Below are 21,341 nucleotides of genomic sequence, written 5' to 3'. Positions count from 1 at the left end.
GCCAGCCTACGGCGAGCGCTGCGCGGTACCGGAGTACCGGTTGGCCGAGGCGCTCGTCGCGCTGCTCTTCCCTGCCGGAGTCGTGGTCGCTGCGACCTGACGGACCGGCTGAGGACAGGATGGGGACATGCCGACCCCGAACCCCGCCTTCGTCCCGCCCACCGCACACCCCACCCGCCCGGACGTCCGCGGCACCTTCGGCACGGCCGCGTCGACGCACTGGATCGCGACCGCCACCGCGCAGTCCGTCCTCGAGCGCGGTGGCAACGCCTTCGACGCGGCCGTGGCCGGAGCCTTCGTCCTGCACGTGGTCGAACCGCACCTCAACGGGCCGGGCGGCGACCTGACCGCGGTCTTCGCCACCGCCAACGACCCGAGGCCGACGGTGCTCGTCGGGCAGGGACCTGCTCCGGCCGGCGCGACGCCGGAGCACTACCGGTCCGAGGGGCTCGACATGGTCCCCGGTTCCGGCGCGCTCGCGGCGACCGTGCCGGGTGCGGTCGACGCGTGGCTCCTGCTGCTCCGCGACCACGGCACGTGGGAACTCGCCGACGTGCTCGAACCGGCGATCGGGTACGCCCGCGACGGCCACCCCGTCGCGCCGGCCGTCGTCCGGACGATCACCGCCGTGCAGGGACTCTTCGAGGAGCACTGGCCCACCTCCGCCGCACAGTGGCTGCCGGGAGGCGCGGTGCCGGTCCCCGGGGACCTGGTGCGCAACGAGGCGCTCGCCTCCGTGTTCGACCGGCTCGTCGCGGCAGGCACGGGCGCCGGCAGCCGGACCGCCCGCATCGACGCGGCGCGGACCGAGTGGGCGGAGGGCTTCGTCGCCGAGGCCGTCGACCGGTTCGTGCGGCAGCCGCACCGGCACTCGTCGGGCACCGACCACGCGGGGGTCATCCGCGCGTCCGACCTCGCCGCGTTCCGTGCGACGTACGAACCGGCGACGACGGCCGAGTTCCGCGGGTGCACGATCGCGAAGACGGGCCCGTGGGGCCAGGGCCCGGCGCTCCTGCAGACCCTGCGGCTGCTCGAGCCGCTCGACGACGCGCTGCTCGACCCGTCGACCGAGGTCGGCGTGCACACGATCGTCGAGGCGCAGAAGCTCGCCCTGGCCGACCGCGAGGCGTTCTACGGCGACGGCGACGTCCCGCTCGACGTGCTGCTCTCGGACGCGTACACGGACGAACGCCGGACCCTGATCGGTGAGCGGGCATCCGCGGAGCTCCGGCCCGGCACCGTCCGGGGCGTGACGTACGCGATGCCGCCCGTGCGGACCGCCCACGAGGCGGAGCGTGCCGGCGCCGTCCGGGGGCAGGGCCTCGGCGAGCCGACGGTGCAGATCCCCCGCGACGGTGACTCCTCCGCCGCTCCCGCCGCGCCCGTCGAGGACCGCGGCGAACCGTTCGTCGCCCCGACCGGCGAGACCCGCGGCGACACCTGCCACATCGATGTCGTCGACCGCTGGGGCAACATCGTCAGCGCCACTCCGTCCGGCGGGTGGCTGCAGTCGTCCCCGACGATCCCGGAGCTCGGGTTCTGTCTCGGCACGCGCCTGCAGATGACGTGGCTCGAGGAGGGAACCGCGTCGACGCTCCGACCCGGCGAACGTCCCCGCACGACCCTGACGCCGACGCTCGTGCTGCGGGACGGGGTGCCGGTGGCCGCGCTCGGCTCGCCCGGCGGCGACCAGCAGGACCAGTGGCAGCTGCTCTTCCTGCTGCGCTGGATCGTCGGCGGGTACTCACCGCAGCAGGCGATCGACGCCCCGGCCGTGCACACGACGTCGTTCCCCGGCTCGTTCTGGCCGCGGACGTGGGAACCGGCGGGGCTCGTGGTGGAGGACCGGCTCGGCGACGAGGTCATCGCCGGGCTGGAGGCTCGCGGGCACGTCGTCACGCGTGCCGGGGACTGGTCGCTCGGCCGTCTGTCGTGCGTGACCCGTGACCCGGAGAGCGGCGTGCTCGGCGCGGCGGCGAACTCCCGCGGTGCGCAGGGCTACGCGGCCGGACGCTGACGACGACGGCGAACCGCACGGACCACCCGCACGACGTTCACCACCGGGTACGCCAGCGCGAGCATCGCCACGATCGCCATGCCGAGGGCCGCGACCCACGCGGGCTCGGTCTGGGTCAGCATCCGGACGATCTGCACGAGGGCGTTGATGCCGATCGCGGCGAGGACGATCGACGCGGCGATCCGCCACGCGAGGCCCAGCCGCGTCACCGGCGCCTCGGGGCCGGCGCCGCCCTCCGGCGAGCTGTAGGCGAATCCGACGTTGCCCGGCGCCGCGTTGGCGATGCTGCGCCGCATGGTGGCTTCGTCCCGCTCCGGCGGTTGGTAGTGCGTCCGCGGTTGGTACAGGTTCCCCTGCCGGACCCGGTCGAAGTCGTGTCGCTCTGCCATGGTCCGCTCCCCCCGCGGCGCGCCCCTCGCTCCGTCGGCGCCATCGTAACGAGCGGCTTCCCGACCGGTGGGAACCGTTACCCGATCGACGTCAGCGGAAGTGCAGGATCGTCAGTGGGTCCTTGAGCGTCCCGTTCACCCGTGTCTCGACGTGCACGTGCGGGCCGGTCGACTGTCCGGTGTTCCCGGACCTCGCGATCTCCGTGCTGGGCGACACGATCTGCCCCTTCGACACCTCGATCTTGCTGAGGTGTGCGGTGAGCACGGTCGTCAGGCCGTAGGTCACCACGACGTAGTTGCCGAACGACGGGTCGTTCGCGATGGTGCTCGTGACCGTTCCCGAGCCCGAGGCGTAGACCGGCGTGCCGACCCCCACGGCGGCGTCGGTGCCCTGGTGGTAGCGCGGCGTGTGGCCCGCCCCGCGGTCGTCGCCGAACCGGCCGGTGATCTTGGTGCTCGCGACCGGCCACAGCAGTCCGGTGACCTTCCGCGTCGACCACGCGCGCGTGTCGTTCTTGCCGTAGACCACGACGTTCGCGTCGAGCTGCACGAGGAGCTGTCCCGCGCCGGCCCGCCCGCTGTTCGAGGACCACAGGGTGCGACCGTCGGTACCGATGACGGCGAGGCTGCCGTCGGTCTGGACGGCGGCACGGGCGCCGGGCTTGCGCGAGGTGCGGGAAGACCAGACCGGCTTGCCGCTGACGAGCTGCACGAGGTTGCCGTCGGCCTGCATCGTGAAGGTGCGGGACTGGCTGGTGTCCGACCGGAGCACGGTCCCCGGGAGGATGACGTTCCCTGCCTTGACGCGGTCCTGGTAGCTGTCCACCGACCAGAGGACCTTGTTCGCCGTGGTCTTCGACCGGATGATGCCGTCGGGCTGGACGCCGAGGTCCCGGCCCGGCACACCGTTGCCGGTTCCCCACTGCTTGAACGCCTTCCGGTCCAGCCGCAGTGTGAGGACCCCGTCCTGTCCGTAGAGCGCGACCGCGCCGGGCTTGTTCGCCGTGTTCGACGACCAGAGCACGGCGTTGCCGATGCCGTACTCGACGAGGTTGCCGTCGGCCTGCATGACGAGCCGGAACTGCCCGTTCTCGGACGTGATCTGGTCACCGGCCACCATCGTCGTCCCGGCCTTCATCGTGCCGACGTAGGTGGCGGCGGCGTGAGCCGGCGAGACGGCGACGACGCCGCCGACGAGGCCGACCGCGACCGCCGTGACGACCGCGGCGAGACGTGCTGAGGTGCTGCTGCGCAAGAGGATCCCCTGGTTCGTTCGACGCGCCCTGAACGCGTCGTCGAACGATGGTCACAAGCCGCGCAGCAGTGACACAGCCCCAGTTCCGGGGGCTTGGAGACCGCCGTCCGGTGTGCAGCGCCGGTGCTACCGCCGCGCGGCTCGCACCCAGCGCACCAGGTTGACCACGGGGTAGGCGAACGCGAGCATCGCGACGACGACCATGCCGAGGGCGCCGACCCAGACCGCGTCGGGCTGCACGAGCGTCCGGACGATCACGACGACGGCGTTGATGCCGATCGCCGCGAGCACCAGCGATGCGACGATCCGCCAGGCGAGTCCGAGTCGGGAGACCGTCCCGCCGGCGCCGGCACCGGCACCGTGTTCGGGGGCCTCGTACGGGATCCCCATCACCATGTGGTTGCCGCTCTCGCCGCGGGGTCGGGCGACGGCCTCGGTGTGCTCGGGTGCGCGGTACGGCAGCTTCGGACGATAGAGGTCCTGCGCGGTCGTCCGGCCCAGCTGGAAGTCCTGCGAGTCCTGCATGTCGGTCCTCCCCACACGGCGCGCCCCTCGCGTCCTGTCGCCATCGTAGCGAGCGACGCTCAGGGAAGCACCGAGCGTTACCGGATCGATGTCACAGGGTCGGGACGACGACGGCGCGGCCGGAGAGTTCGCCGGCCTCGAGCTTCCGGTACGCCTCGAGTGCGTCGGACAGCGCGTACTGCTCGACGTCGGGGACGATCTGCCCGGCACGGTACATCGCGACGACCTCGTGCAGGTCGGCGATCGTGCCCCAGTAGGTGTTCGTGATGGTCGACTCGTAGGGCGTGGCGAAGAAGTTCCACTCGGTGGTCCCGCCGGCGATGCCCACGACCGTGAACCGGCCGCCGATCGCCATCGACGCCTGGGCCGTCGTGATCGTGGGCGTGGCGCCGACGAAGTCGAACGCCGCGTCCACACCCTTGCCGCCGGTGATCTCCCGGATCGCGGCGACCTGGTCCGGACCGCCGGGGACCGTGATCGCGCCACGTGCTGCGGCGCGGTCCATCGCGTCCTGCTTCATGTCGGTGGCGATGACGGTGGCGCCGGTCAGTGCGGTGAGGATCTGCACCGCGATCTGCCCGAGGCCGCCGAGCCCGACGACGAGGGCGTACTTGCCGCCACCGGCCAGGTTCGGCAGGGCGTTCTTGATCGCGTGGTACGGCGTGAGCGCGGCATCGCTGAGGGGCGCCGCGGCGACGGGGTCGGCGTCGCCGAGCGGCACGAGGTTGCGCGCCGGGACGACCACGTACTCCGCCATGCCGCCGTCGCGCCCGAGACCGATGCCCGCGTACGGGTTCGTGGCCGCGTTCTCGCAGTAGGTGTCCTGCCCCTTGGAGCAGTACGAGCAGTGCCCGCAGCCGACCGGACCGTAGACGAGGTAGGCGTCACCCTTCGTGAAGCCGGCGACACCGTCCCCGACCTCCTCGACCCACCCGGAGTTCTCGTGCCCGAGCACGAACGGCGGCTGCTGCGCTCCCGGTGCCCCGGCCACGAACTCGCGGTACACGGCGACGTCGGAGTGGCACGCGCCCGCTCCCGCGACCTTGAGCAGCACCTCCCCCGGCCCCGGCGTCGGCTTCGGGACGTCGGTGAGGGACGGGAAGGTCTGGAACTGCTCGAACACGACGGCGCGCATGGTGGGTCTCCTTTGAACGCGTCCAGAGTACACCTGTCGCACAGGACGACACGTGTCGCGCATCGGTGATGCACGACGCGCCACTGTCCCCCATGCGCCCGATCGGACGACCGACCTGCGTCTTCGCCGTGAACAGGTTGCGAGAACGACCGTTCTCAGCTTGACTCGGAGCCGGTCCCGAACGCGGCGACCATCCCCACACGAAAGGAGCGGCCATGCCCACGCGCACCGCACGCACTGCTTGGAACGGCGGCCTCGAGGACGGCTCCGGCCAGGTCGAGCTCTCCAGCTCGAAGGTCGGCACCTACGACGTCTCGTTCCCCAAGCGCGCCGCCGACGACGCCGGCGGCACCACCAGCCCCGAGGAGCTCATCGCCGCCGCGCACTCCGCCTGCTACGCGATGCAGTTCTCCGCGATCCTCGGTGAGGCCGGCGGCACGGTCGAGGCGCTCGACGTCAAGGCCGACGTCTCGCTCGGCCCGGACAGCGCGGGCGGGTTCAAGCTCACCGGCATCGTCCTCACCGTGAACGGCGAGGTCTCCGGCATCGACGAGGCGACCTTCCTCAAGGCCGCCGACGACGCCAAGGCGACCTGCCCGGTCAGCAAGGCGCTCACCGGCGTCGACATCACGCTCCACGCGACGTTCGAGCAGTAGCCGCCACCCGTGACGGTCGTCACCACACGACGGACGGGAGGCGCGGTGCACCCTGGCACCGCGCCTCCCGTCCGTCCGGATGCGCTCAGTCGACGTCGGCGACGGCGCTCGAGACGGCCGTCGGGGCGTCGTACTCACCGTCCGGGATCGCCCGGAGCGCGTCGAGCACGTCACCGTCCGCTCCCTCACGCTCGGCGGTCGCCACGATGTCGTCCTTCGAGGCCGGGTAGTCGATACCGCTCAGGTACTTCTGGACCTGGATCGGGTTCGGTGCTGCCATGTCGGTTCCTTCCGTCGGTGGAACCCACCGAGTACGCCGACCGTCCTCGACGCGCGTCCGGGATCGCGCGCCGTGGCCAGCGTCAGAGCTCCCAGCCGCCGTCGCTCCACGTCGACAGCCGCCGGGCCGCCTGCGGCTCGTACCGCTCCATCCACCCGCGCTCGAGCCGGGCGACCGCGCGGTCGAACGCCGGCACGAGGTCGAGGTCGGACCGGAGGAGCGACTGGAGCTGCAGCCCCTCGTACAGCGCGATGAGCTGCTCCGCGCCGCGCCGCGGGTCCATCGTGTGGGGCGCCCGACCGACGGCGACGTCGTGCTCGAGTCCCCGCTTGATCTGGGCGTAGAAGAGCTGGTAGCGCGACCGGAGGTAGGGCGCCATCGGGTGCTGCGGGTTCCCGGCGACGGAGAGCAGCGCGACGAGGAGCCGCACGAGCGCGGGGTCCTCGGCGTTCGACGCGACGACGGCGCGCAGCAGCTGGACGGTGGTGCCGTCCCCGACCTCCCGCGCGACCTCCTCCATCCGGCTGCCGTTCCAGCGGTCGACAGCGGCGAGCACGAGTCCGTCCCACGAGGGGAAGTGCTGCCGGAGCTCCGCCACGGAGAGACCGAGTCGCTCGGCCACCATGCCGGGGTCCGCTTCGTGGAACGGGACGTCGTGCAACAGGTCGACGGTGGCGCCCACGATCGTGATGCGCAGGTGCAGGGTCGCGGCCGCGGCGGCTGCCGCCTGCGTGTCCGCGCTGGTGTGTTCGAGCATCGTGCCCTCCGTCGGTCCCCGGACGTCCTGTCCGTGTCGCCCCTTCGGGCACGTCCATCCAAACGGAGTTCGGGGGCGACCAGGCATCCCCGGTCCGGGTGTCGGCATGTCGGGGGACAAGCGACGGGTTCGCAGCACGTTCGCGGCGATCCGTGTGACGATGCCGTCATGACCCCGAACGACCCCACCGCGCAGGGACTGGCGACCATGGCCTCGGCCGGCTTCGAGTTCGGTGGGGACGCCGAACAGGTCGCGCACGACGTCCGGACGATGTGGGAGCAGCTCGGGCGTCCGGTCGGTGCCTTCGACGCCGCGGCCCGCGCGATCGCGGTCCTGCCGCAGCGTCCCGAGGTGCCGGTCGCGCACCAGGCACGACGTCGCGAGTTCGAGCGCGCCGTGGGCATCAACCCGGTCGAGGTCGAACTCGCTGCCGCGCTGTCCGCGCGCGAGCTGCTCGAGGGCATGGCCCGGTCCTGCGGCGCTCCCTGCTGAGGTGGGCGGTGCCGAGGCGGCCGTCTGACGGACCGGAGGCGCGGTGTCGGTCCGCCGCGCCTCCGGTGCGTCCGCGGACCGACTACGGGGTGGGCATACCGCCGTCGACGTGCAGGGTCTCGCCCACGACGAACGACGACTCGCCGCTCGCGAGGAACACGTAGGCCGGCGCGAGCTCCGCGGGCTGACCCCAGCGGCCGAGGTAGGTCTCCTCGCCCACGGACGGCAGCGCGTCCGGAGCCTGACCGCCGGCGGGCTGGAGCGGCGTCCAGATCGGGCCGGGTGCGACGGCGTTCACGCGGATGCCCTTCGGCGCGAGCTGCGCCGCGAGGCCCTTCGCGAGGTTGTTCACCGCCGACTTCGTGGCCGCGTAGTGCACGAGGTTCGGCGACGGCGCGTACGCCTGGATCGACGTCGTGTTGATGATCGTCGACCCGGGCGGCATGTGCGGCACGGCGGCCTTCGTGATGCGGAACGTGGCGTACACGTTCGTCTTGAAGGTCTCGTCGAACTCGTCGTCGTCGATGTCCGTGACCGCATCGATGTTCTGCTGCTTGCCGGCGTTGTTGACGAGGACGTCGAGTCCGCCGAGCTCGTCGACCGCCGTGCGGACGAGCTGCTCGCAGAACTCGAGCGAGGTGATGTCACCGGGGATCGCCACGGCCTTGCGACCGGCCGCCTCGATGAGCCCGATGATCCGGTCGGCGTCCTCCTGCTCCTCCGGCAGGAACCCGATGGCGACGTCGGCACCCTCACGAGCGAAGGCGATGGCGACCGCGGCGCCGATGCCGGAATCGCCACCGGTGATGAGCGCCTTGCGGCCCTCGAGTCGGCCGGAGCCGCGGTAGGAGTCCTCGCCGTGGTCGGCCGGGACGTTCTCCGCCATCTCCTGGTCGGTGCCGGCGCCCTCGAGGTACTGCTCGTCGGGCTTCTTGTCGGCGTACATCTTCGTCGGGTCCTGCATGGAGTACTGGTCCGTCATGCCGCGTACGGTACGCACGTCGTCACCATCGGCCGTCCAGACGGGTGTCCCCCGGTGCGCGGAGCGGACGCCGGGAAGGTCACGGTCCGGTGACGACCAGGCCCCGATTCGGTAACACCCGTCGTCCAACGAGCATCGACGTCGTACCGTCGAGTGGTGACCTCCCGGACCGTGCTGGCGTTGAGCGCCGCCGTGCTGGCCTTCTCGGCCGGCGCGCTCGCGGTCGATGGCCCGTCCGGCGCAGCGCCCGCCTCCGCTGCCGAGGTCGCACCCGACAGCGCGACGCACGACCCGGCCCGGGTGAGCACGGCGAAGCTCAAGCGGGTGGACTCCATCGAGCTCGACGCCGAGTCGCTCGTGTTCCGTCGCGACTCGAAGACCGTGGCCGACGTCTCGATGCGCGACTCCCGCCGGACCGTCAGCCTCTTGAACCGCCTGCTGGGCACCCCGTCCCGCATCCAGACCGCCGAGGGCGACGGCGGTGCCTGCTTCCCCTCGGGGACGACCTACACCTGGGGCGGGGCCATCCGCGTGGCGTCGCTGACGACGGCTGCGCCCGCCGGCAACGCGGTCGAGATCCGTGTCCTCCGCGACGCCGTGCAGTCCCGCTTCGGCGACGACGTCGAGCTCTCCGGGCCCGACGGGGTGCAGGTGGGCGACGACATCCACGACGCCATCCAGGACGCACCGAAGTCCGAACGGGTCTCCTTCGGCTCGGACGACGCGAAGGCGTGGCAGCTCCTCCTCGAACCGGGGTGGGAGCCGGACGACGATGCACCCGACGCCCGGTCCGAATCCACGGCCGCGGCCGGTGCCGACGGGGACGGCGCACGATCGGCCGACTCCGGCACGAACGGCGTCTCGGCCCTGACCGACGACACGACGGTCACCGTCCTCGGGTCACCCATGCCCGTGCACGCGCAGCGCAGCTGCTGACCACCGGCACGCCCGGCTCCGAGGTCACACCCGCAGCGTGGCCACGACGGGGAAGTGGTCGCTCGCGAACCAGGTTTCCGGGCCGTCGTGGTCGATCACGACGCGGTCGACGCCCGCGATGCCCCGGACGAACACCCAGTCGATGCGGTCGCCCGAGTCCACCGGCGGTTCCCAGTCGTTGAAGGTCGCCGTCCGGTCGTCAGCGTCGCCGCCGAGGACCCACGCGTCCGCGAACCCCGCGGCCTCGAGCACGCGCGACGCCGCTCCGGCCCCGGCCGGCTCGTTGCAGTCACCGGCGACGACGACCGGACCGTCCGTGGCGCTCAGCCGCTCGACGATGAGCGCCGCGCTCTTCGCCCGGACCTCGTCGCCGTGGGGTCCCTCCTCGTGGTCGAGGTGCGTGGTCAGCAGTGTGAAGGGGTCACCCTCGGCGTCCAGGAACCGTGCGTGGTTCGCGACGCGGGGGTACAGGCTCCCCCAGGTGTTCGAGACCGGCTCGTCGGGGGTGTCGGACAGCCAGAACGTCCCCTCGTCGACGGGGCGGAACCGACTGCGCCGGAAGAACACCGCGGCGTGCTCGCCCGCGGTGCCGCCCTCCCGCCCCTGGCCGACGTCGCCGCGCTCCGGCAATCCGGCGCGGAGGTCGTCCATCTGGTGGGCGAAGGCCTCCTGGACGCAGAGCAGGTCGGGGTCGTGTCGGCGGATCACGTCCAGGACCGCGGGGAGTCGGGCGGGCCAGTCGTGCGCCGGGTCCGGGTTCTTGATGTTGTAGGTCATCAGGGTGATCGGACGCGCTGGGGTGCTCACCGGTCGAACCTACCGACCGTGGTGCTCAGCGAACCAGGACCCGCCGCAGGGCGATGACCCCGTCGCGTACTCGGGTCTTCGCGGTGCCGAGCGGGACGCCGAGCGACGCAGCGACCTCGGGCCCGCTCAGGCCGACGAGGTGGCGGAGCACCACGGCCTCGCGCTGACGGTCGGGCAACGCGGTGACGGCGCGGTGGAGTGCTGCACGGTCGAGGACGCTCTCGGCGCGCTCCGCGCTGGAGTGGTCGACGAGGTCGAACTCGCGCGCGCCGACCCGCAGGTCCCGCTCGCGGTCCGCGCGGCTCTTCCGTACCCGGTCGATGGCCCGTCGCTGCGCGATCGTCCGGATCCACGACAGCGGCGCGTGCGCCGGGTCGTACCGGTCGGCGAGCTGCCAGATCTCGAGGAAGACGTCCTGCACGACCTCTTCCGTCTGCCAGGGGTCGACGAGCTGGTGCCGCACGTACCGCTCGACGAGGGGCCGGAACCGGGCGTGCAGGCGCGGGAACGCGGTCGGGTCCCCGGCGGCGACGGCGAGCAGGAGGGCACGTTCTTCCTCGCGTCTGGCGAGCAGGTCGTCGTTCACAGGGAGAATGTCACATACAGGAAATGTACTTGCAAGTACACTCTGAGCATGCGCCCGGAACACCCTCCGAAGACCCTTCGTCACACGACCGCGAAAGGACTGGCGACGCGCAACCGCATCGTCGCGACCGCGGCCGACCTCATGCTGACGCGCGGCATCGCGGGGACCACCCCCGACGACATCGGCGCGGCCGCCACGGTCGGGCGCTCGCAGATGTACCACTACTTCACGGACAAACGCGCACTCGTCCGCGACGTCATCCGCCAGCAGACCGAGGCGATCATCGGGCACCAGGGCCCCGACTACGACGACCTCACCACCTGGGAGGCATGGGAGCGCTGGCGCGACCACATGGTGTCGGACGCGGAGGCCGGGGGCTGCGTGGGTGGCTGCCCGCTCGGATCGCTCGGGACGGAGCTCGCCGAGCGGGACGTGGACGCACGCGACCTCGTGGCGGCGGGGTTCGCGCGCTGGGAGCTGGGCTTCCGGAACGGCATCGCGGGCATGCGGGAGCGCGGACTCCTCGGGCCGGACGCGGATCCCGCCACCCTCGCGACCGCGGTGATGGTCGCGCTGCAGGGCGGCCTGCTCCTCGCCCAGGTGCAGCGGGACGTCCGGCCGCTGGCGATCGGGCTCGACGCCGCGATCGCCGCGATCCGTCGGTACGCGGCGGCTCCGGAGGTCAGTTGATGCAGACGCCCGGCTTGCCGTAGCTCTTCACGTCGGTCGACGTCGGCTTCGGCTCGGACGACCCGGAGGCCTTGCTCGACTCGGACGGCTCCGACGCCGCGGGCTGCGAGGCGGCCGGAGCACCGCCCGCGGCTCCCGCATCGCTCGCCGGGGCCGACGCTGCGCCACCGGCAGCAGGGACCGGGGTCACCGTCTTGCCGTCCGAACCGAGCACGAGCGTGACACCCGTCGCAGCGCTGGTGCGGACCGCGACGGCACCCGGGACCACGGCGGCCACGGCCTTCGCCTGGGCCTCCATGCCGGCGGGGTACTGCACCTGCGTGGTCTTCGTGAGCTCGGAGGAGCCCGGGGCGCCGACCTGGAAGCCGCGGGCGGTGAGGACCGTCCCGGCCGCACCCGCGGCGCCGGTGATGCCACTGCCGTTGAGCACCGTCACCGACGTGCTCGCCGGCTGTGCCGGAGTGGCCTTGGTGTACTCCTCGGGCTCGCCGACGAGCCCCTGCACGAATGCGGGGAGCCCGACGGTGTCGACCTGGACGATGGACAGCGGTGCGCCGTTCACGGTGATGGTCGGGGTCCCGAGCGTGGGGATCGTCGCGGACTGGATGTTCGCCGGGCGCAGGTTCCGCAGCTGGCTCGCCAGGGAGACGAGGTCGGTGTCCGTCTGGATCGCGCTCCCGACCGCCGCGAGCGTGTTGCCCAACTTCACCGGGTTGAGCAGCGTCCCCGCGGAGAGCACCTTGCGCGCCTCCTGCGAGAGGAAGTACTGCTGTCGGACGTTCCGGTCGAGGTCGCCGTTCGGCAGCCCGTGACGTTGGCGGACGAACGACAGCGCCTGCTTGGCGTCGAGTGTCGACTTGCCCTTCGGCAGGTCCACGCCGGAGTACGGGTCGTTGACGGCGTTGTTGAGGCAGACGTCGACGGGGCCGAGCTCCTTCACCACCTGGTAGAAGCCGAGCAGGGAGACCCGGACGTAGTGGTCGATCGTCAGGCCGCTGAGGTTCTGGATCGTCTTGATGAGCAGCTTCGCGCCGCCGGTGTCGCCCCCGCCGTTCAGTGTGCCGTAGTAGAACGCGCTGTTGAGCTTGCCCTTGCCGACACCGGGGATGTCGACGTACGAGTCGCGGGGGAACGAGATCATCGTCGCCTGCGAGCCGTCGGCGTTGATGTGCAGCACGATCATGGTGTCCGTGTTCGTCGCCCCGCCGTCGGACTCGGTGCTGAGCTCCGCCATCTCCTCCGGCGTCGCGTTGTCCGGCCGGTGGTCGTCACCGACGAGCAGGATGTTCTGCGCCTGCCCGTCGACGTCGTCCTTCTTCGCCGGGTTGCCCGTGATCGCGTCGATCTTCGTGACGCCGTTCGAGAGACGCCCGTAGGCGTACGCGGCGTACCCGCCGCTGAGCAGGACGGCCATCGTGAGCACGCCGGCGATCGCGGGGAGGACCACCCCGGCGCGTCGCTTCTGACGGCCGTGGCGGGGCGGCGTGAAGCCGCGGCGGCCGCGGCGGGTCGTCTGCTCGGGCTCGTTCGTCACCTGAGAAACCATAACGGGCACTCGTGGAACCGGCGTGGACCACCCCTGGGAGGTCGCCGCGATCCGTGCTCACTGCCGCGGCTGCATGAAGCCGGGGTTGCCCGAGGCCGCGACGGTGAAGCGGACGACGTCGCTGCGGTAGCGGTCGTCGGAGAACTCGAACGGCCGACCGTCCGCGTCGATCGACGTCCGACGGACGCGCAGGATGGGCGACCCCTCGGCGACCTCCATGAGCTGGCTGTCCAGGGCGTCCGCGGCGATCGCGTCGATCTCGTGCGCGACGTCCGCGAACCGGTGCCCCCTGGTGGCGAGGAACTCGGTGATGGACTCCTGGTCGATCTCGGCGAAGTCGAACAGCAGCCGCCCGACCGACTCGACGAACGTCGACCGCTCGAGCATCGCCGGGCGGCCGTCGAGCGTGCGCAGCCGGACGACGTCCACCACCCGATCGCCCGGCTCGATGCCGAGCGCGGCCGCCTGGTGTTCGTCCGCTCGACGCACGGCGAGTTCCTCGGTGCGGGCGCCGGGCGTCCGATGGAAGGACCGCGCCCACGTGGTGAACGGCGTGTAGACGTCCGCGCGCTGCTGCACCTGCCGCGTCCGCACGCGTGAGGGACGGCCACGCGTCGACTCGATGAGGCCCTCGGACCGGAGTTCGGCGAGCGCGTTGCGGATCGGGCCCCGCGACGTGTTCCACCGGAGCGCGAGCTCTCCCTCGGTCGGGACGTCGTCGCCCGGGGCGAGCTCGCCGTCGAGGATCTGCGCACGCAGGGCATCGGCGATCTGCTTGTACACGAAGTCGGCCACGTGTCGATACTACGGTCAGCGTCTGCCCGGCAAACGCGATGGACACCGCCGCGATCCGCCTGAGTTGTATGGCGATCAGGTGAACGCATCGTGTCGATCGGGTAGGTGTATACCTATCTCGGCCAAGCGTGTGCAATTCTCGGGAACATGTTCAAACCGTCCCACTACGACGTCGCGATCGTCGGAGCCGGCATCGTCGGGCTCGCCCACGCCTGGGAGGCACACCGCCGCGGCCTCCGGACGGTCGTCGTCGACGCCACCGCAGGAGTGCACGGCGCCTCCGTCCGGAACTTCGGACATGCCTGCATCACACCCCAGACCGGCGCAGCTGCGGTCTTCGCCGCCGAGGCCCGCACGCGCTGGCTCGACCTCGCCGCCCGGGCCGGGTTCACCGCGCGGCAGACCGGCACGGTCGTCGTCGCGCGGCGTCCGGAAGAGCTCGCCGTGCTCGAGGAGCACGACGCGCAGCACGGGGGGACGCAGCTCCTGACCGCCGCCGAGACCACCGACCGCGTTCCGGTCGCTTCAGGCGAGGTCGTCGGCGGGGCGTTCCTCCCGGCGGACCTGCAGGTGGACCCGCGCACCGCAGCCCCGGCGATCGCCCGACACCTCGCGGAGCAGGGCGTCGACTTCCGGTGGCGCACGACCGCCACGGGGGCGACCTCGGGCATGCTCGGCACCACCCGGGGCGACATCACCGCCCCCGTGATCGTCGTGGCGACGAACCACGACCTCGACCGGCTCTTCCCGGCCGTCGCCGAACGGGTGCACCTCCTCCGGTGCCGTCTGCACATGCTCCGGGCGACGCCCGTACTGCGCGCCCCGCTCACCGTCCCGCTGCTCACCGGCTGGTCCTTGCTCCGGTACTCCGGGTTCGCCGAGCAGCCGAGCGCCGCGGCGCTCCGCGACCGACTCACGGCCGACCTGCCCGAGGGCATCGAGCTCGACCTCAACCAGATGGTCACCCAGCACGCCGACGGATCGCTCATCCTCGGCGACACGCACGAGCGCGCCGTCGACGCGGTGCCCTTCCAGTCCGAGCGCGGCTTCGACCTCGTCGTCCGCGAGACGAGGCGGCTCTTCGGCGTCCGGGAGGTCCCGGTCGTCGAGCGCTGGAAGGGCGTGTACGCGTCCTCGCCCGACCGGGAGTTCGTCATCGAGCAACCCGAACCCGGCGTCCACGTCGTCACCGTCGCGAGCGGGATCGGCATGACGACCGGTCTCGGGATCGCGCCCGCCACGTTCGACGGCACGGCGTCCGACATCGTCGCCGGCCGCACCCCGACCGAGACCACACAGGAGACCCGATGACCACCGCCCACCCCACCGCCGCGATCGACGGACGACCCATCACCCTCGCCGTCCTCGACATGGCCGGCACCACCGTCACCGACGACGGGCTCGTCGAGCGCGCCTTCCGTGCCGCCGACGCAGCGGTCGGACTCGCGGGTGACGACGCGGCGCGCGAGACCATGCTCCAGTACGTCCGCGACACCATGGGGTACTCCAAGATCGTCGTGTTCCGGCACCTCGCGCACGGTGACGAGGAACTCGCCCAGCGCGCGAACGCCGTCTTCGAGGCTGCCTACCGCGACATCGTCTCGGAGGGTGCTGCCGAGGCGGTCCCCGGTGCTGCGGAGGCGATCGGGACCCTCCGCAGCGCCGGCATCGCGACCGCGTTCACGACGGGCTTCTCGGCCGAGACGCAGGCGGCGCTGCTCGCCTCCCTCGGATGGGAGGACATCGTCGACGTCGTCCTCACCCCCGCCGACGCCGGTCGGGGTCGACCGTTCCCGGACATGCCGCTCGTCGCGCTCATCCGCACGCAGACCGAGTCCGTCCGCAACGTCGTCGTCGTCGGGGACACCGCCAACGACGTGCTCTCCGGCGTCCGCGCTGGCGCAGCCGCATCCGTGGGCGTGCTCACGGGCGCGCACGACGAAGCCGCCCTCCGCGCGGCCGGGGCCACGCACGTGCTGCCGTCGATCGCCGACCTCCCCGCCCTGCTCGGACTGCCCGTCACCGCCCTGGAGGCGCGGTGAGCGCCCGGGACGCGGCGCCCACCCCAGCCACGGGTGCAGCCGGCATCGAGTTCCGCGACGTCACGGTCCGCGGGGACGACGGCCGCGTCATCCTCGACTCGCTGACCATGTCGGTGCCGCGCGGTGAGATCGTCGCGCTCCTCGGACCGTCCGGCGCCGGGAAGACGACAGCGCTCCGGGCCGTGGCCGGCTTCCAGACGCCCTCGGCCGGCCAGGTGCTGCTCGGCGGCCGTGACGTCACGCGGGTCGCCCCGCGCGACCGCGGCATCGGGATGGTCGTGCAGAGCTACGCGCTCTTCCCGCACATGTCCGTCGCGCAGAACGTCGGGTACGGCCTCCGGTCCCGCGCTGTCGGTCGCCGAGAGCGCTCCGAGCGGATCCGGGACGCGCTCGCCATGGTCGGCATGGAGTCCTTCGCCGACCGGCAACCGGGCAGCCTGTCCGGTGGTCAGCAGCAGCGCGTGGCGATCGCCCGCGCCCTCGCGCCCCGCCCCGATGTGCTCCTGCTCGACGAACCGCTCTCCGCGCTCGACGCCCAGCTGCGCTCCGGCATGCTCGCCGAACTCGCCCGGCTCCACCGTGAGCTCCCCGACGTCACCATGCTGTACGTCACGCACGGGCAGGAGGAGGCGCTCGCGCTGGCCGACCGCATCGCCGTGATGGCGGACGCCCGACTCGTCGAGTACGGCGCGTCCGAATCGCTCTACCGCGACCCGGAGTACGCCTTCACGGCCGCCTTCCTCGGCGCTGCGAACCTGCTCGACGGCGAGGCCGTGGACGCCGGGACCGTCCGCGTGCACGGCGTGTCCGGGCCGATCCGGACCGTCGAGCGGCTCGTCACCGGGAGCCCCGCCCGACTGGCCGTGCGCCCGCACCGCGTCCGCCTGCTCGAGGGCACCGACCGGGCCACGAACGAAGTCGTCGCCACCGTCACCGACCTGCAGTGGCGCGGCGCGACGCACCAGGTCGCATGCGTCGTCGGCCCACGGACGTTCACGGCCGAGCTCCTCGAACTCGTGTTCCCGCCGACGGTCGGATCGACCGTGCGTCTCGGGTTCGAGCCCCAGGACGTCGTGGTCGTCCGGGACGACCACGACCCGGTGGACGGACGCGACCGGTCGGACCGGGTGAGCTCCGGGACGGAAGCGCACCGCGCCTCCCGGCAGAGCGCCGCGGCGGTGGCTCCGTGACCGCCGCGGCCATCACGCGCCGGACGGCCGCCCGGGCTCGGGTCGTCGCTCCCCTGCCGCTCGGCGCCGTCGTCGCGGCGCTCGTGCCGCTCGCCGTGCTCCTCGCGTTGGGTGTCGTCCCGCTCGTGCTGCTGCTCGCGAACGCGGCGCACGACGCGACGGGCGCCGTCGACCTCACGCGCTGGGCGGAGCTCTTCAGCAACCCCGTGTTCCTCGACGTCATCTGGACCACCGTCCGGATCGGCATGACGACCACCGTCGGCTGCGTCGTCCTCGGGACGTTCCTCGCGCTCGTCATCGCCTTCGTCCCGTTCCCGGGGACGGGGTTCGTGGTCGGCGCACTGAACGTGGCGGTGTCCTTCCCGTCCTTCCTCATCACGCTCGCCCTCGTGTTCGTCTGGGGTGACGTCGGGGTCGTGAACGGTGCGCTCGCGGCGATCGGCCTCGGACCCGTGCACCTGCTCGACGGGCAGTGGGGCGTCGTCCTCGCCGAGGTCGTGTACTTCACACCGTTCGTGCTGCGGCCGGTGCTCGGCGCTCTCGGAGGGGTCGATCGGCGACAGCTCGAGGTCGCCGAGTCGCTCGGAGCCGGGCCGTGGCGGATCGTCCGCACCGTCGTGCTCCCGGAGGTGCTGCCGGCCGTCGCGGCGGGCGGCGCACTCGTGCTCATGTACTCGCTCAACGAGTTCGGCATCGTGCTCTTCACCGGCGCCAAGGACGTGCAGACCCTGCCGACGCTGGTCTACGGGCAGGCGATCGGGCGCGGCGACTACCAGACCGCGGCCATCGCCGCCGTGGTGAACGTCGCCGTCTCGATCGGGTTGTACCTGCTCGCGCGGCGAGTGCTCCGCGGGTCCGCCGCCGCCCGGTCGCCGCGGGGGCGGACGGGGCTGCGCTGATGCTCGTCCGGAACACTGCCCTGAGGCACACCGTGCAGGTGCTCGCGATCGCCCTGCTCCTCGTCCTGTTCGCCCTGCCGTTCGCCGCCGTGCTGCTCGGCTCGGTCGCCGGGTCGTGGTCCGGCGCGGTGCCCTCGGGCCTCACGCTCGGGAACTTCGCCGCCGCGGTCGGCGAATCCGGCACGCTCTCGGCCGCGGGCGCGTCGCTCGTGACGGCCGGCGTCGCAACGCTGGTCGCCGTCGTCCTCGCCACGTCGGCCGCCCTCGGAGCCCGCAGCGCCCCGAGGCTCCGGACCGTCGTCGACGCCGCGTTCCTGTTGCCCGTCGCGGTCCCGTCGGTGGCGATCGGCCTCGCGATCCTCATCGCGTTCTCGTCCGGGCCGCTCCCGTTGAACGGCACGGTCTGGATCGTGCTGGTGGCGCACGTGGTGCTCGTCAGCGCCATCGCCCACCAGCCGATCTCCGCGGCGGTCGCCCGACTGGACCGACGCTACGAGGAGTCCGCCGCCGCACTCGGGGCCTCCTCCACCAGGATCCTGCTCACCGTCGTCCTGCCGCAGCTCCGACCCGCGCTCATCGCCGCCGCGGCACTGTGCACGGCGTTGTCGATGGGCGAGCTCACCGCCGTGATGATGGTCGCCCCGCCGACGTGGCGGACGCTGCCGCTCGAGGTGTTCTCGATGACCAGCCGCGGCATCCACCTGTACGAGGGCGCCGCCCTGGCCGTCCTGCTCATGGGCACCACCCTCGTCCTGTTGCTCGGGCTCGGTCGGCTGGCCCGGCGTCAGGCCGCCTGACACCCGGCCGCCGGCCGCCTTCCCCCCTCGTCCCTCCACCGCCCCGCACTCCGCACCACCGATCCCAGGGAGAACCATGTCCATCCTCAGCACCACACGCCGCCGTGCCCTCGCCACCGGGCTCGTCGGCCTCTCCGTCGCCTCGGTCCTCGCCGGGTGCTCGGCCGCCTCGAGTGCGACCGACCCCTCCGGTGCGTCCGCCACCGACAAGAGCGTCACGCTGTACACCGCCGACGGGCTGGGCGACGGTGACTCGTCGTTCTACTCGACCGTGTTCAAGCACTTCCAGAAGGACACCGGCATCACCGTCCACGTCGTCGAGGCGGGTTCCGGCGAGGTCGTCCAGCGCGCCGCGAAGGAGCGGGCGAACACGCAGGCCGACGTCCTGGTGACCCTCCCGCCGTTCATCCAGCAGGCCGATCGGGACGGACTGCTCGCGAAGTACGCGCCGAAGGGCTCGGAGCACGTCGCGGACGACAACAAGGCCGCCGACGGCAGGTACACGGCCGTGGTCGACAACGTCATCGGCTTCATCCGGAACCGCAAGGAGGTGCCGGACGCACCGACGACGTGGAAGGACCTGCTCGACGCCGAGTACAAGGGGAAGCTGCAGTACTCGACGCCCGGGGTCGCCGGCGACGGGACGGCGATGCTCCTCCTCGCGCAGGACGCCCTCGGCAAGCAGGGCGTCGACGACTACATGGAGCAGCTGCAGACGAACAACGTCGGGCCGTCCGACTCCACCGGTGCGCTCGCCGCGAAGGTCGACAAGGGCGAGCTGTTCGTCGCGAACGGGGACGTCCAGATGAACCTCGCACAGCGGACCACGATGCCGAACCTCGGGATCTTCTTCCTCGACGGCAAGGACGGCACGCCCACCACCATGTCGGTCCCCTACGTCGCGGGCCTGGTCGAGGGCGCCCCGCACGAAGCCAACGCGAAGAAGCTGCTCGACTACCTGTTCTCGGAGCAGGTCCAGGAGGAGGCGACCACGGTCGCCGGCGGTCTGCCCGCCCGCGAGGACGTGCACCCGAGCGGTGCACAGGCCGACACCATCACGAAGCTGCTCGACGGCGTCACCGTCGTCCGCCCGGACTGGGACGACGTGCTGAAGGACCTCGACGGCACCGTCGACCGCTGGAACACGGCGACGGGCACCCTCTGATGCCCGGTCCCGCCGTCGACGTCCCGGCCCCGTCGGAGTCCGACACGAACCGGAGCGCGAGACGTCGGCGGTGGGATGCCGATCGCACTCCGGCGGACCGTGCCGTGCTCGACCGCGACGCCGCCGCGTTCCTCAAGCAGTCCGTCTCGACGCCGTGCCTGACCTCGATCGTGGGAGCCGAGGGGTCCTGGCTCATCGGCACGGACGGCACCCGCTACCTGGACATGCACGGCAACTCCGCGCACCAGATCGGGTACGGGCACCCGCGGCTGGTCGCGGCGCTCCAGGAGCAGGTCGCGACGCTGCCGTTCGTCCCGCGGCGCTTCACGTCCGACGTCACCGCGGAGTTCGCAGAGTCCTTGATCGCCCATGCGCCGCCCGGACTCGAGCGCGTCCTGCTCACCACGGGCGGCTCGGACGCCGTCGAGCTCGCCCTGAAGATCGCCCGGGTCGCGACGGGGCGGCACAAGACGCTGTCGTTCTGGGACTCGTTCCACGGTGCCGGGTTCGGAGCGTCGAGCGTGGGCGGTGAGCAGCTCTTCCGGAGCGGCCCGCTGTCGCCCCTGCTGCCCGGTGCCGAGCACGTCCCCCCGTTCGGCTGCCGCGGCGACCTCTTCGGGCCCGGGCACCGTGCGGACGAACCGCACCTGCCCTCGTGCGGCGTCGCCCTCGCCCGGCTCGTCGACTACACCCTGCGCGTGCAGGGCGACGTCGCGGCGGTCGTCGCGGAGCCGATGCGCGCCGTCCCGACACCCGCACCCCCGGGGTTCTGGCAAGCGGTCCGTGCGAGCTGCGACGCCACCGGCACTCTGCTCGTGTTCGACGAGATCCCGACCGGCCTCGGGCGGACCGGGGCGTTCTCGGCGAGCGAGCACGAGGGCGTCGTGCCCGACCTGCTGGTCTGGGGGAAGGGGCTCGGCGGCGCGGCGGTGCCGGTCGCCGCAGTGCTCGCACGTGCGGAGCTCGACGTCGCCGAGGACTGGGCGCTCGGGCACTACACGCACGAGAAGAACCCGCTCACCGCGCGGGCCGGGCTCACCACGATCGCGATCATCGACGACGAGGGGCTGGTGACCCGCGCCCGGGACGCGGGCGCGGTGTTCGAGGCCGGACTCCGCTCGATCGCACGGGACCACGACGTCGTCGCCGACGTGCGTGGACGCGGCCTGTTCCTCGGCATGGAACTGCACGACACCGACGCGGCGGAGGCGGTCCTCTACGCGTGTCTGCGGCGCGGGCTGTCGTTCAAGACGACGATGGGGAACGTCCTGACCCTCGCTCCGCCCCTGACGGTCTCCGACGACGAGCTGACGTTCGCGCTCGAGACGCTCGACGCCGCGTTCCGCGCCCTCGTCCGGTGACGACCCTGGAGGCGCGGCGCGACACCGCCCCGCCCGTCC

General features: G+C 72.2%; 23 protein-coding genes. 12 read left to right on the top strand and 11 right to left on the bottom strand.

Translation table 11 applies throughout. The annotated features are described in order from the left end of the window. Positions 1 to 127 precede the first annotated feature (127 nt). Positions 128 to 2,017: a gamma-glutamyltransferase family protein gene (locus ACTJKO_RS01245; RefSeq protein WP_440684855.1), complete on the top strand. Its 1,890-nt coding sequence runs from the start codon at positions 128 to 130 to the stop codon at positions 2,015 to 2,017. Here ACTJKO_RS01245 and ACTJKO_RS01240 read toward each other — a convergent pair. The 4 genes from ACTJKO_RS01240 to ACTJKO_RS01225 all read right to left on the bottom strand — a co-directional run bounded on the left by ACTJKO_RS01240 (position 1,999) and on the right by ACTJKO_RS01225 (position 5,321). Continuing rightward, the gene (locus tag ACTJKO_RS01240; protein WP_440684853.1) at positions 1,999 to 2,406 is read right to left on the bottom strand and encodes a hypothetical protein; all 408 of its coding nucleotides are present in this window, start codon (positions 2,404 to 2,406) and stop codon (positions 1,999 to 2,001) included. The two genes, ACTJKO_RS01245 and ACTJKO_RS01240, sit on opposite strands and share 19 nt — an antisense overlap. A 91-nt stretch (positions 2,407 to 2,497) precedes the next feature. Then, a complete protein-coding gene (locus ACTJKO_RS01235; RefSeq protein ID WP_440684851.1) occupies positions 2,498 to 3,661 on the bottom strand; it encodes a peptidoglycan DD-metalloendopeptidase family protein in 1,164 nt (387 codons plus the stop codon). Positions 3,662 to 3,787: 126 nt separating this feature from the next. After that, positions 3,788 to 4,186, bottom strand: a complete 399-nt coding sequence (locus tag ACTJKO_RS01230; RefSeq protein WP_440684849.1) for a hypothetical protein — start codon at positions 4,184 to 4,186, stop codon at positions 3,788 to 3,790. A 91-nt stretch (positions 4,187 to 4,277) separates the two neighbouring features. Further along, a complete protein-coding gene (locus tag ACTJKO_RS01225) occupies positions 4,278 to 5,321 on the bottom strand; it encodes an NAD(P)-dependent alcohol dehydrogenase (protein WP_440684847.1) in 1,044 nt (347 codons plus the stop codon). 215 nt (positions 5,322 to 5,536) lie between these two features. On the opposite strand from ACTJKO_RS01225, the gene ACTJKO_RS01220 reads away from it, so the two are divergent. Further along, on the top strand, positions 5,537 to 5,977 hold the full coding sequence (locus ACTJKO_RS01220; protein ID WP_440684845.1) for an OsmC family peroxiredoxin: 441 nt from the start codon (positions 5,537 to 5,539) through the stop codon (positions 5,975 to 5,977). 85 nt (positions 5,978 to 6,062) lie between these two features. Here the strand turns inward: ACTJKO_RS01220 and ACTJKO_RS01215 are convergent, their stop codons facing one another. Both ACTJKO_RS01215 and ACTJKO_RS01210 read right to left on the bottom strand, forming a co-directional pair. Further along, positions 6,063 to 6,257, bottom strand: coding sequence for a DUF2795 domain-containing protein (locus ACTJKO_RS01215; RefSeq protein ID WP_440684843.1), 195 nt, complete (start codon positions 6,255 to 6,257; stop codon positions 6,063 to 6,065). An 82-nt stretch (positions 6,258 to 6,339) separates the two neighbouring features. Next, positions 6,340 to 7,014, bottom strand: a complete 675-nt coding sequence (locus tag ACTJKO_RS01210; protein WP_440684841.1) for a TetR/AcrR family transcriptional regulator — start codon at positions 7,012 to 7,014, stop codon at positions 6,340 to 6,342. A gap of 168 nt (positions 7,015 to 7,182) precedes the next feature. On the opposite strand from ACTJKO_RS01210, the gene ACTJKO_RS01205 reads away from it, so the two are divergent. Further along, positions 7,183 to 7,506: a hypothetical protein gene (locus tag ACTJKO_RS01205; RefSeq protein WP_440684840.1), complete on the top strand. Its 324-nt coding sequence runs from the start codon at positions 7,183 to 7,185 to the stop codon at positions 7,504 to 7,506. Positions 7,507 to 7,588: 82 nt separating this feature from the next. Here the strand turns inward: ACTJKO_RS01205 and ACTJKO_RS01200 are convergent, their stop codons facing one another. After that, a complete protein-coding gene (locus ACTJKO_RS01200; protein ID WP_440684838.1) occupies positions 7,589 to 8,488 on the bottom strand; it encodes a glucose 1-dehydrogenase in 900 nt (299 codons plus the stop codon). 156 nt (positions 8,489 to 8,644) lie between these two features. On the opposite strand from ACTJKO_RS01200, the gene ACTJKO_RS01195 reads away from it, so the two are divergent. Then, positions 8,645 to 9,424, top strand: coding sequence for a hypothetical protein (locus ACTJKO_RS01195; RefSeq protein ID WP_440684836.1), 780 nt, complete (start codon positions 8,645 to 8,647; stop codon positions 9,422 to 9,424). Between the two features lie 24 nt (positions 9,425 to 9,448). Here the strand turns inward: ACTJKO_RS01195 and ACTJKO_RS01190 are convergent, their stop codons facing one another. Both ACTJKO_RS01190 and ACTJKO_RS01185 read right to left on the bottom strand, forming a co-directional pair. Continuing rightward, the gene (locus ACTJKO_RS01190; RefSeq protein WP_440684834.1) at positions 9,449 to 10,231 is read right to left on the bottom strand and encodes an endonuclease/exonuclease/phosphatase family protein; all 783 of its coding nucleotides are present in this window, start codon (positions 10,229 to 10,231) and stop codon (positions 9,449 to 9,451) included. 25 nt (positions 10,232 to 10,256) lie between these two features. Next, complete coding sequence (locus ACTJKO_RS01185) at positions 10,257 to 10,817, bottom strand: sigma-70 family RNA polymerase sigma factor (protein ID WP_440684832.1); 561 nt, start codon at positions 10,815 to 10,817, stop codon at positions 10,257 to 10,259. Between the two features lie 48 nt (positions 10,818 to 10,865). Between ACTJKO_RS01185 and ACTJKO_RS01180 the strand changes: the two genes are divergently transcribed. Further along, a complete protein-coding gene (locus ACTJKO_RS01180) occupies positions 10,866 to 11,507 on the top strand; it encodes a TetR/AcrR family transcriptional regulator (protein ID WP_440684830.1) in 642 nt (213 codons plus the stop codon). Here ACTJKO_RS01180 and ACTJKO_RS01175 read toward each other — a convergent pair. Together ACTJKO_RS01175 and ACTJKO_RS01170 are read right to left on the bottom strand one after the other, a co-directional pair. Further along, complete coding sequence (locus ACTJKO_RS01175) at positions 11,500 to 13,041, bottom strand: LCP family protein (RefSeq protein ID WP_440684828.1); 1,542 nt, start codon at positions 13,039 to 13,041, stop codon at positions 11,500 to 11,502. The two genes, ACTJKO_RS01180 and ACTJKO_RS01175, sit on opposite strands and share 8 nt — an antisense overlap. A gap of 69 nt (positions 13,042 to 13,110) precedes the next feature. Continuing rightward, positions 13,111 to 13,848, bottom strand: coding sequence for a GntR family transcriptional regulator (locus ACTJKO_RS01170; protein ID WP_440684826.1), 738 nt, complete (start codon positions 13,846 to 13,848; stop codon positions 13,111 to 13,113). 147 nt (positions 13,849 to 13,995) lie between these two features. Between ACTJKO_RS01170 and ACTJKO_RS01165 the strand changes: the two genes are divergently transcribed. The 7 genes from ACTJKO_RS01165 to pbfA all read left to right on the top strand — a co-directional run bounded on the left by ACTJKO_RS01165 (position 13,996) and on the right by pbfA (position 21,302). Further along, on the top strand, positions 13,996 to 15,159 hold the full coding sequence (locus tag ACTJKO_RS01165; protein WP_440684824.1) for a TIGR03364 family FAD-dependent oxidoreductase: 1,164 nt from the start codon (positions 13,996 to 13,998) through the stop codon (positions 15,157 to 15,159). Further along, positions 15,156 to 15,890 carry a phosphonatase-like hydrolase gene (locus ACTJKO_RS01160; RefSeq protein ID WP_440684822.1) on the top strand — a complete coding sequence of 245 codons (735 nt, stop codon included), beginning with the start codon at positions 15,156 to 15,158 and terminating at the stop codon, positions 15,888 to 15,890. Before ACTJKO_RS01165 ends, ACTJKO_RS01160 begins: the two co-directional genes overlap by 4 nt. Next, on the top strand, positions 15,887 to 17,080 hold the full coding sequence (locus ACTJKO_RS01155; RefSeq protein WP_440684820.1) for an ABC transporter ATP-binding protein: 1,194 nt from the start codon (positions 15,887 to 15,889) through the stop codon (positions 17,078 to 17,080). Before ACTJKO_RS01160 ends, ACTJKO_RS01155 begins: the two co-directional genes overlap by 4 nt. Beyond that, entirely contained in the window at positions 17,077 to 17,979 is a 903-nt protein-coding gene (locus ACTJKO_RS01150; protein WP_440684818.1) for a 2-aminoethylphosphonate ABC transporter permease subunit, read from the top strand. The genes ACTJKO_RS01155 and ACTJKO_RS01150 overlap by 4 nt, the downstream gene beginning before the upstream one ends. Further along, entirely contained in the window at positions 17,979 to 18,776 is a 798-nt protein-coding gene (locus tag ACTJKO_RS01145) for an ABC transporter permease (protein ID WP_440684816.1), read from the top strand. The genes ACTJKO_RS01150 and ACTJKO_RS01145 overlap by 1 nt, the downstream gene beginning before the upstream one ends. Positions 18,777 to 18,852: 76 nt before the next feature. Then, on the top strand, positions 18,853 to 19,941 hold the full coding sequence (locus ACTJKO_RS01140) for a 2-aminoethylphosphonate ABC transporter substrate-binding protein (protein WP_440684814.1): 1,089 nt from the start codon (positions 18,853 to 18,855) through the stop codon (positions 19,939 to 19,941). Beyond that, complete coding sequence (gene pbfA, locus ACTJKO_RS01135; RefSeq protein WP_440684812.1) at positions 19,941 to 21,302, top strand: (R)-1-hydroxy-2-aminoethylphosphonate ammonia-lyase; 1,362 nt, start codon at positions 19,941 to 19,943, stop codon at positions 21,300 to 21,302. Before ACTJKO_RS01140 ends, pbfA begins: the two co-directional genes overlap by 1 nt. Positions 21,303 to 21,341 lie beyond the last annotated feature (39 nt).

It is taken from the genome of Curtobacterium sp. 22159, from assembly GCF_052045775.1.
In the GTDB taxonomy this organism is placed as follows: Bacteria; Actinomycetota; Actinomycetes; order Actinomycetales; family Microbacteriaceae; genus Curtobacterium.
This window is presented reverse-complemented; position numbering and strand designations above follow the sequence as displayed.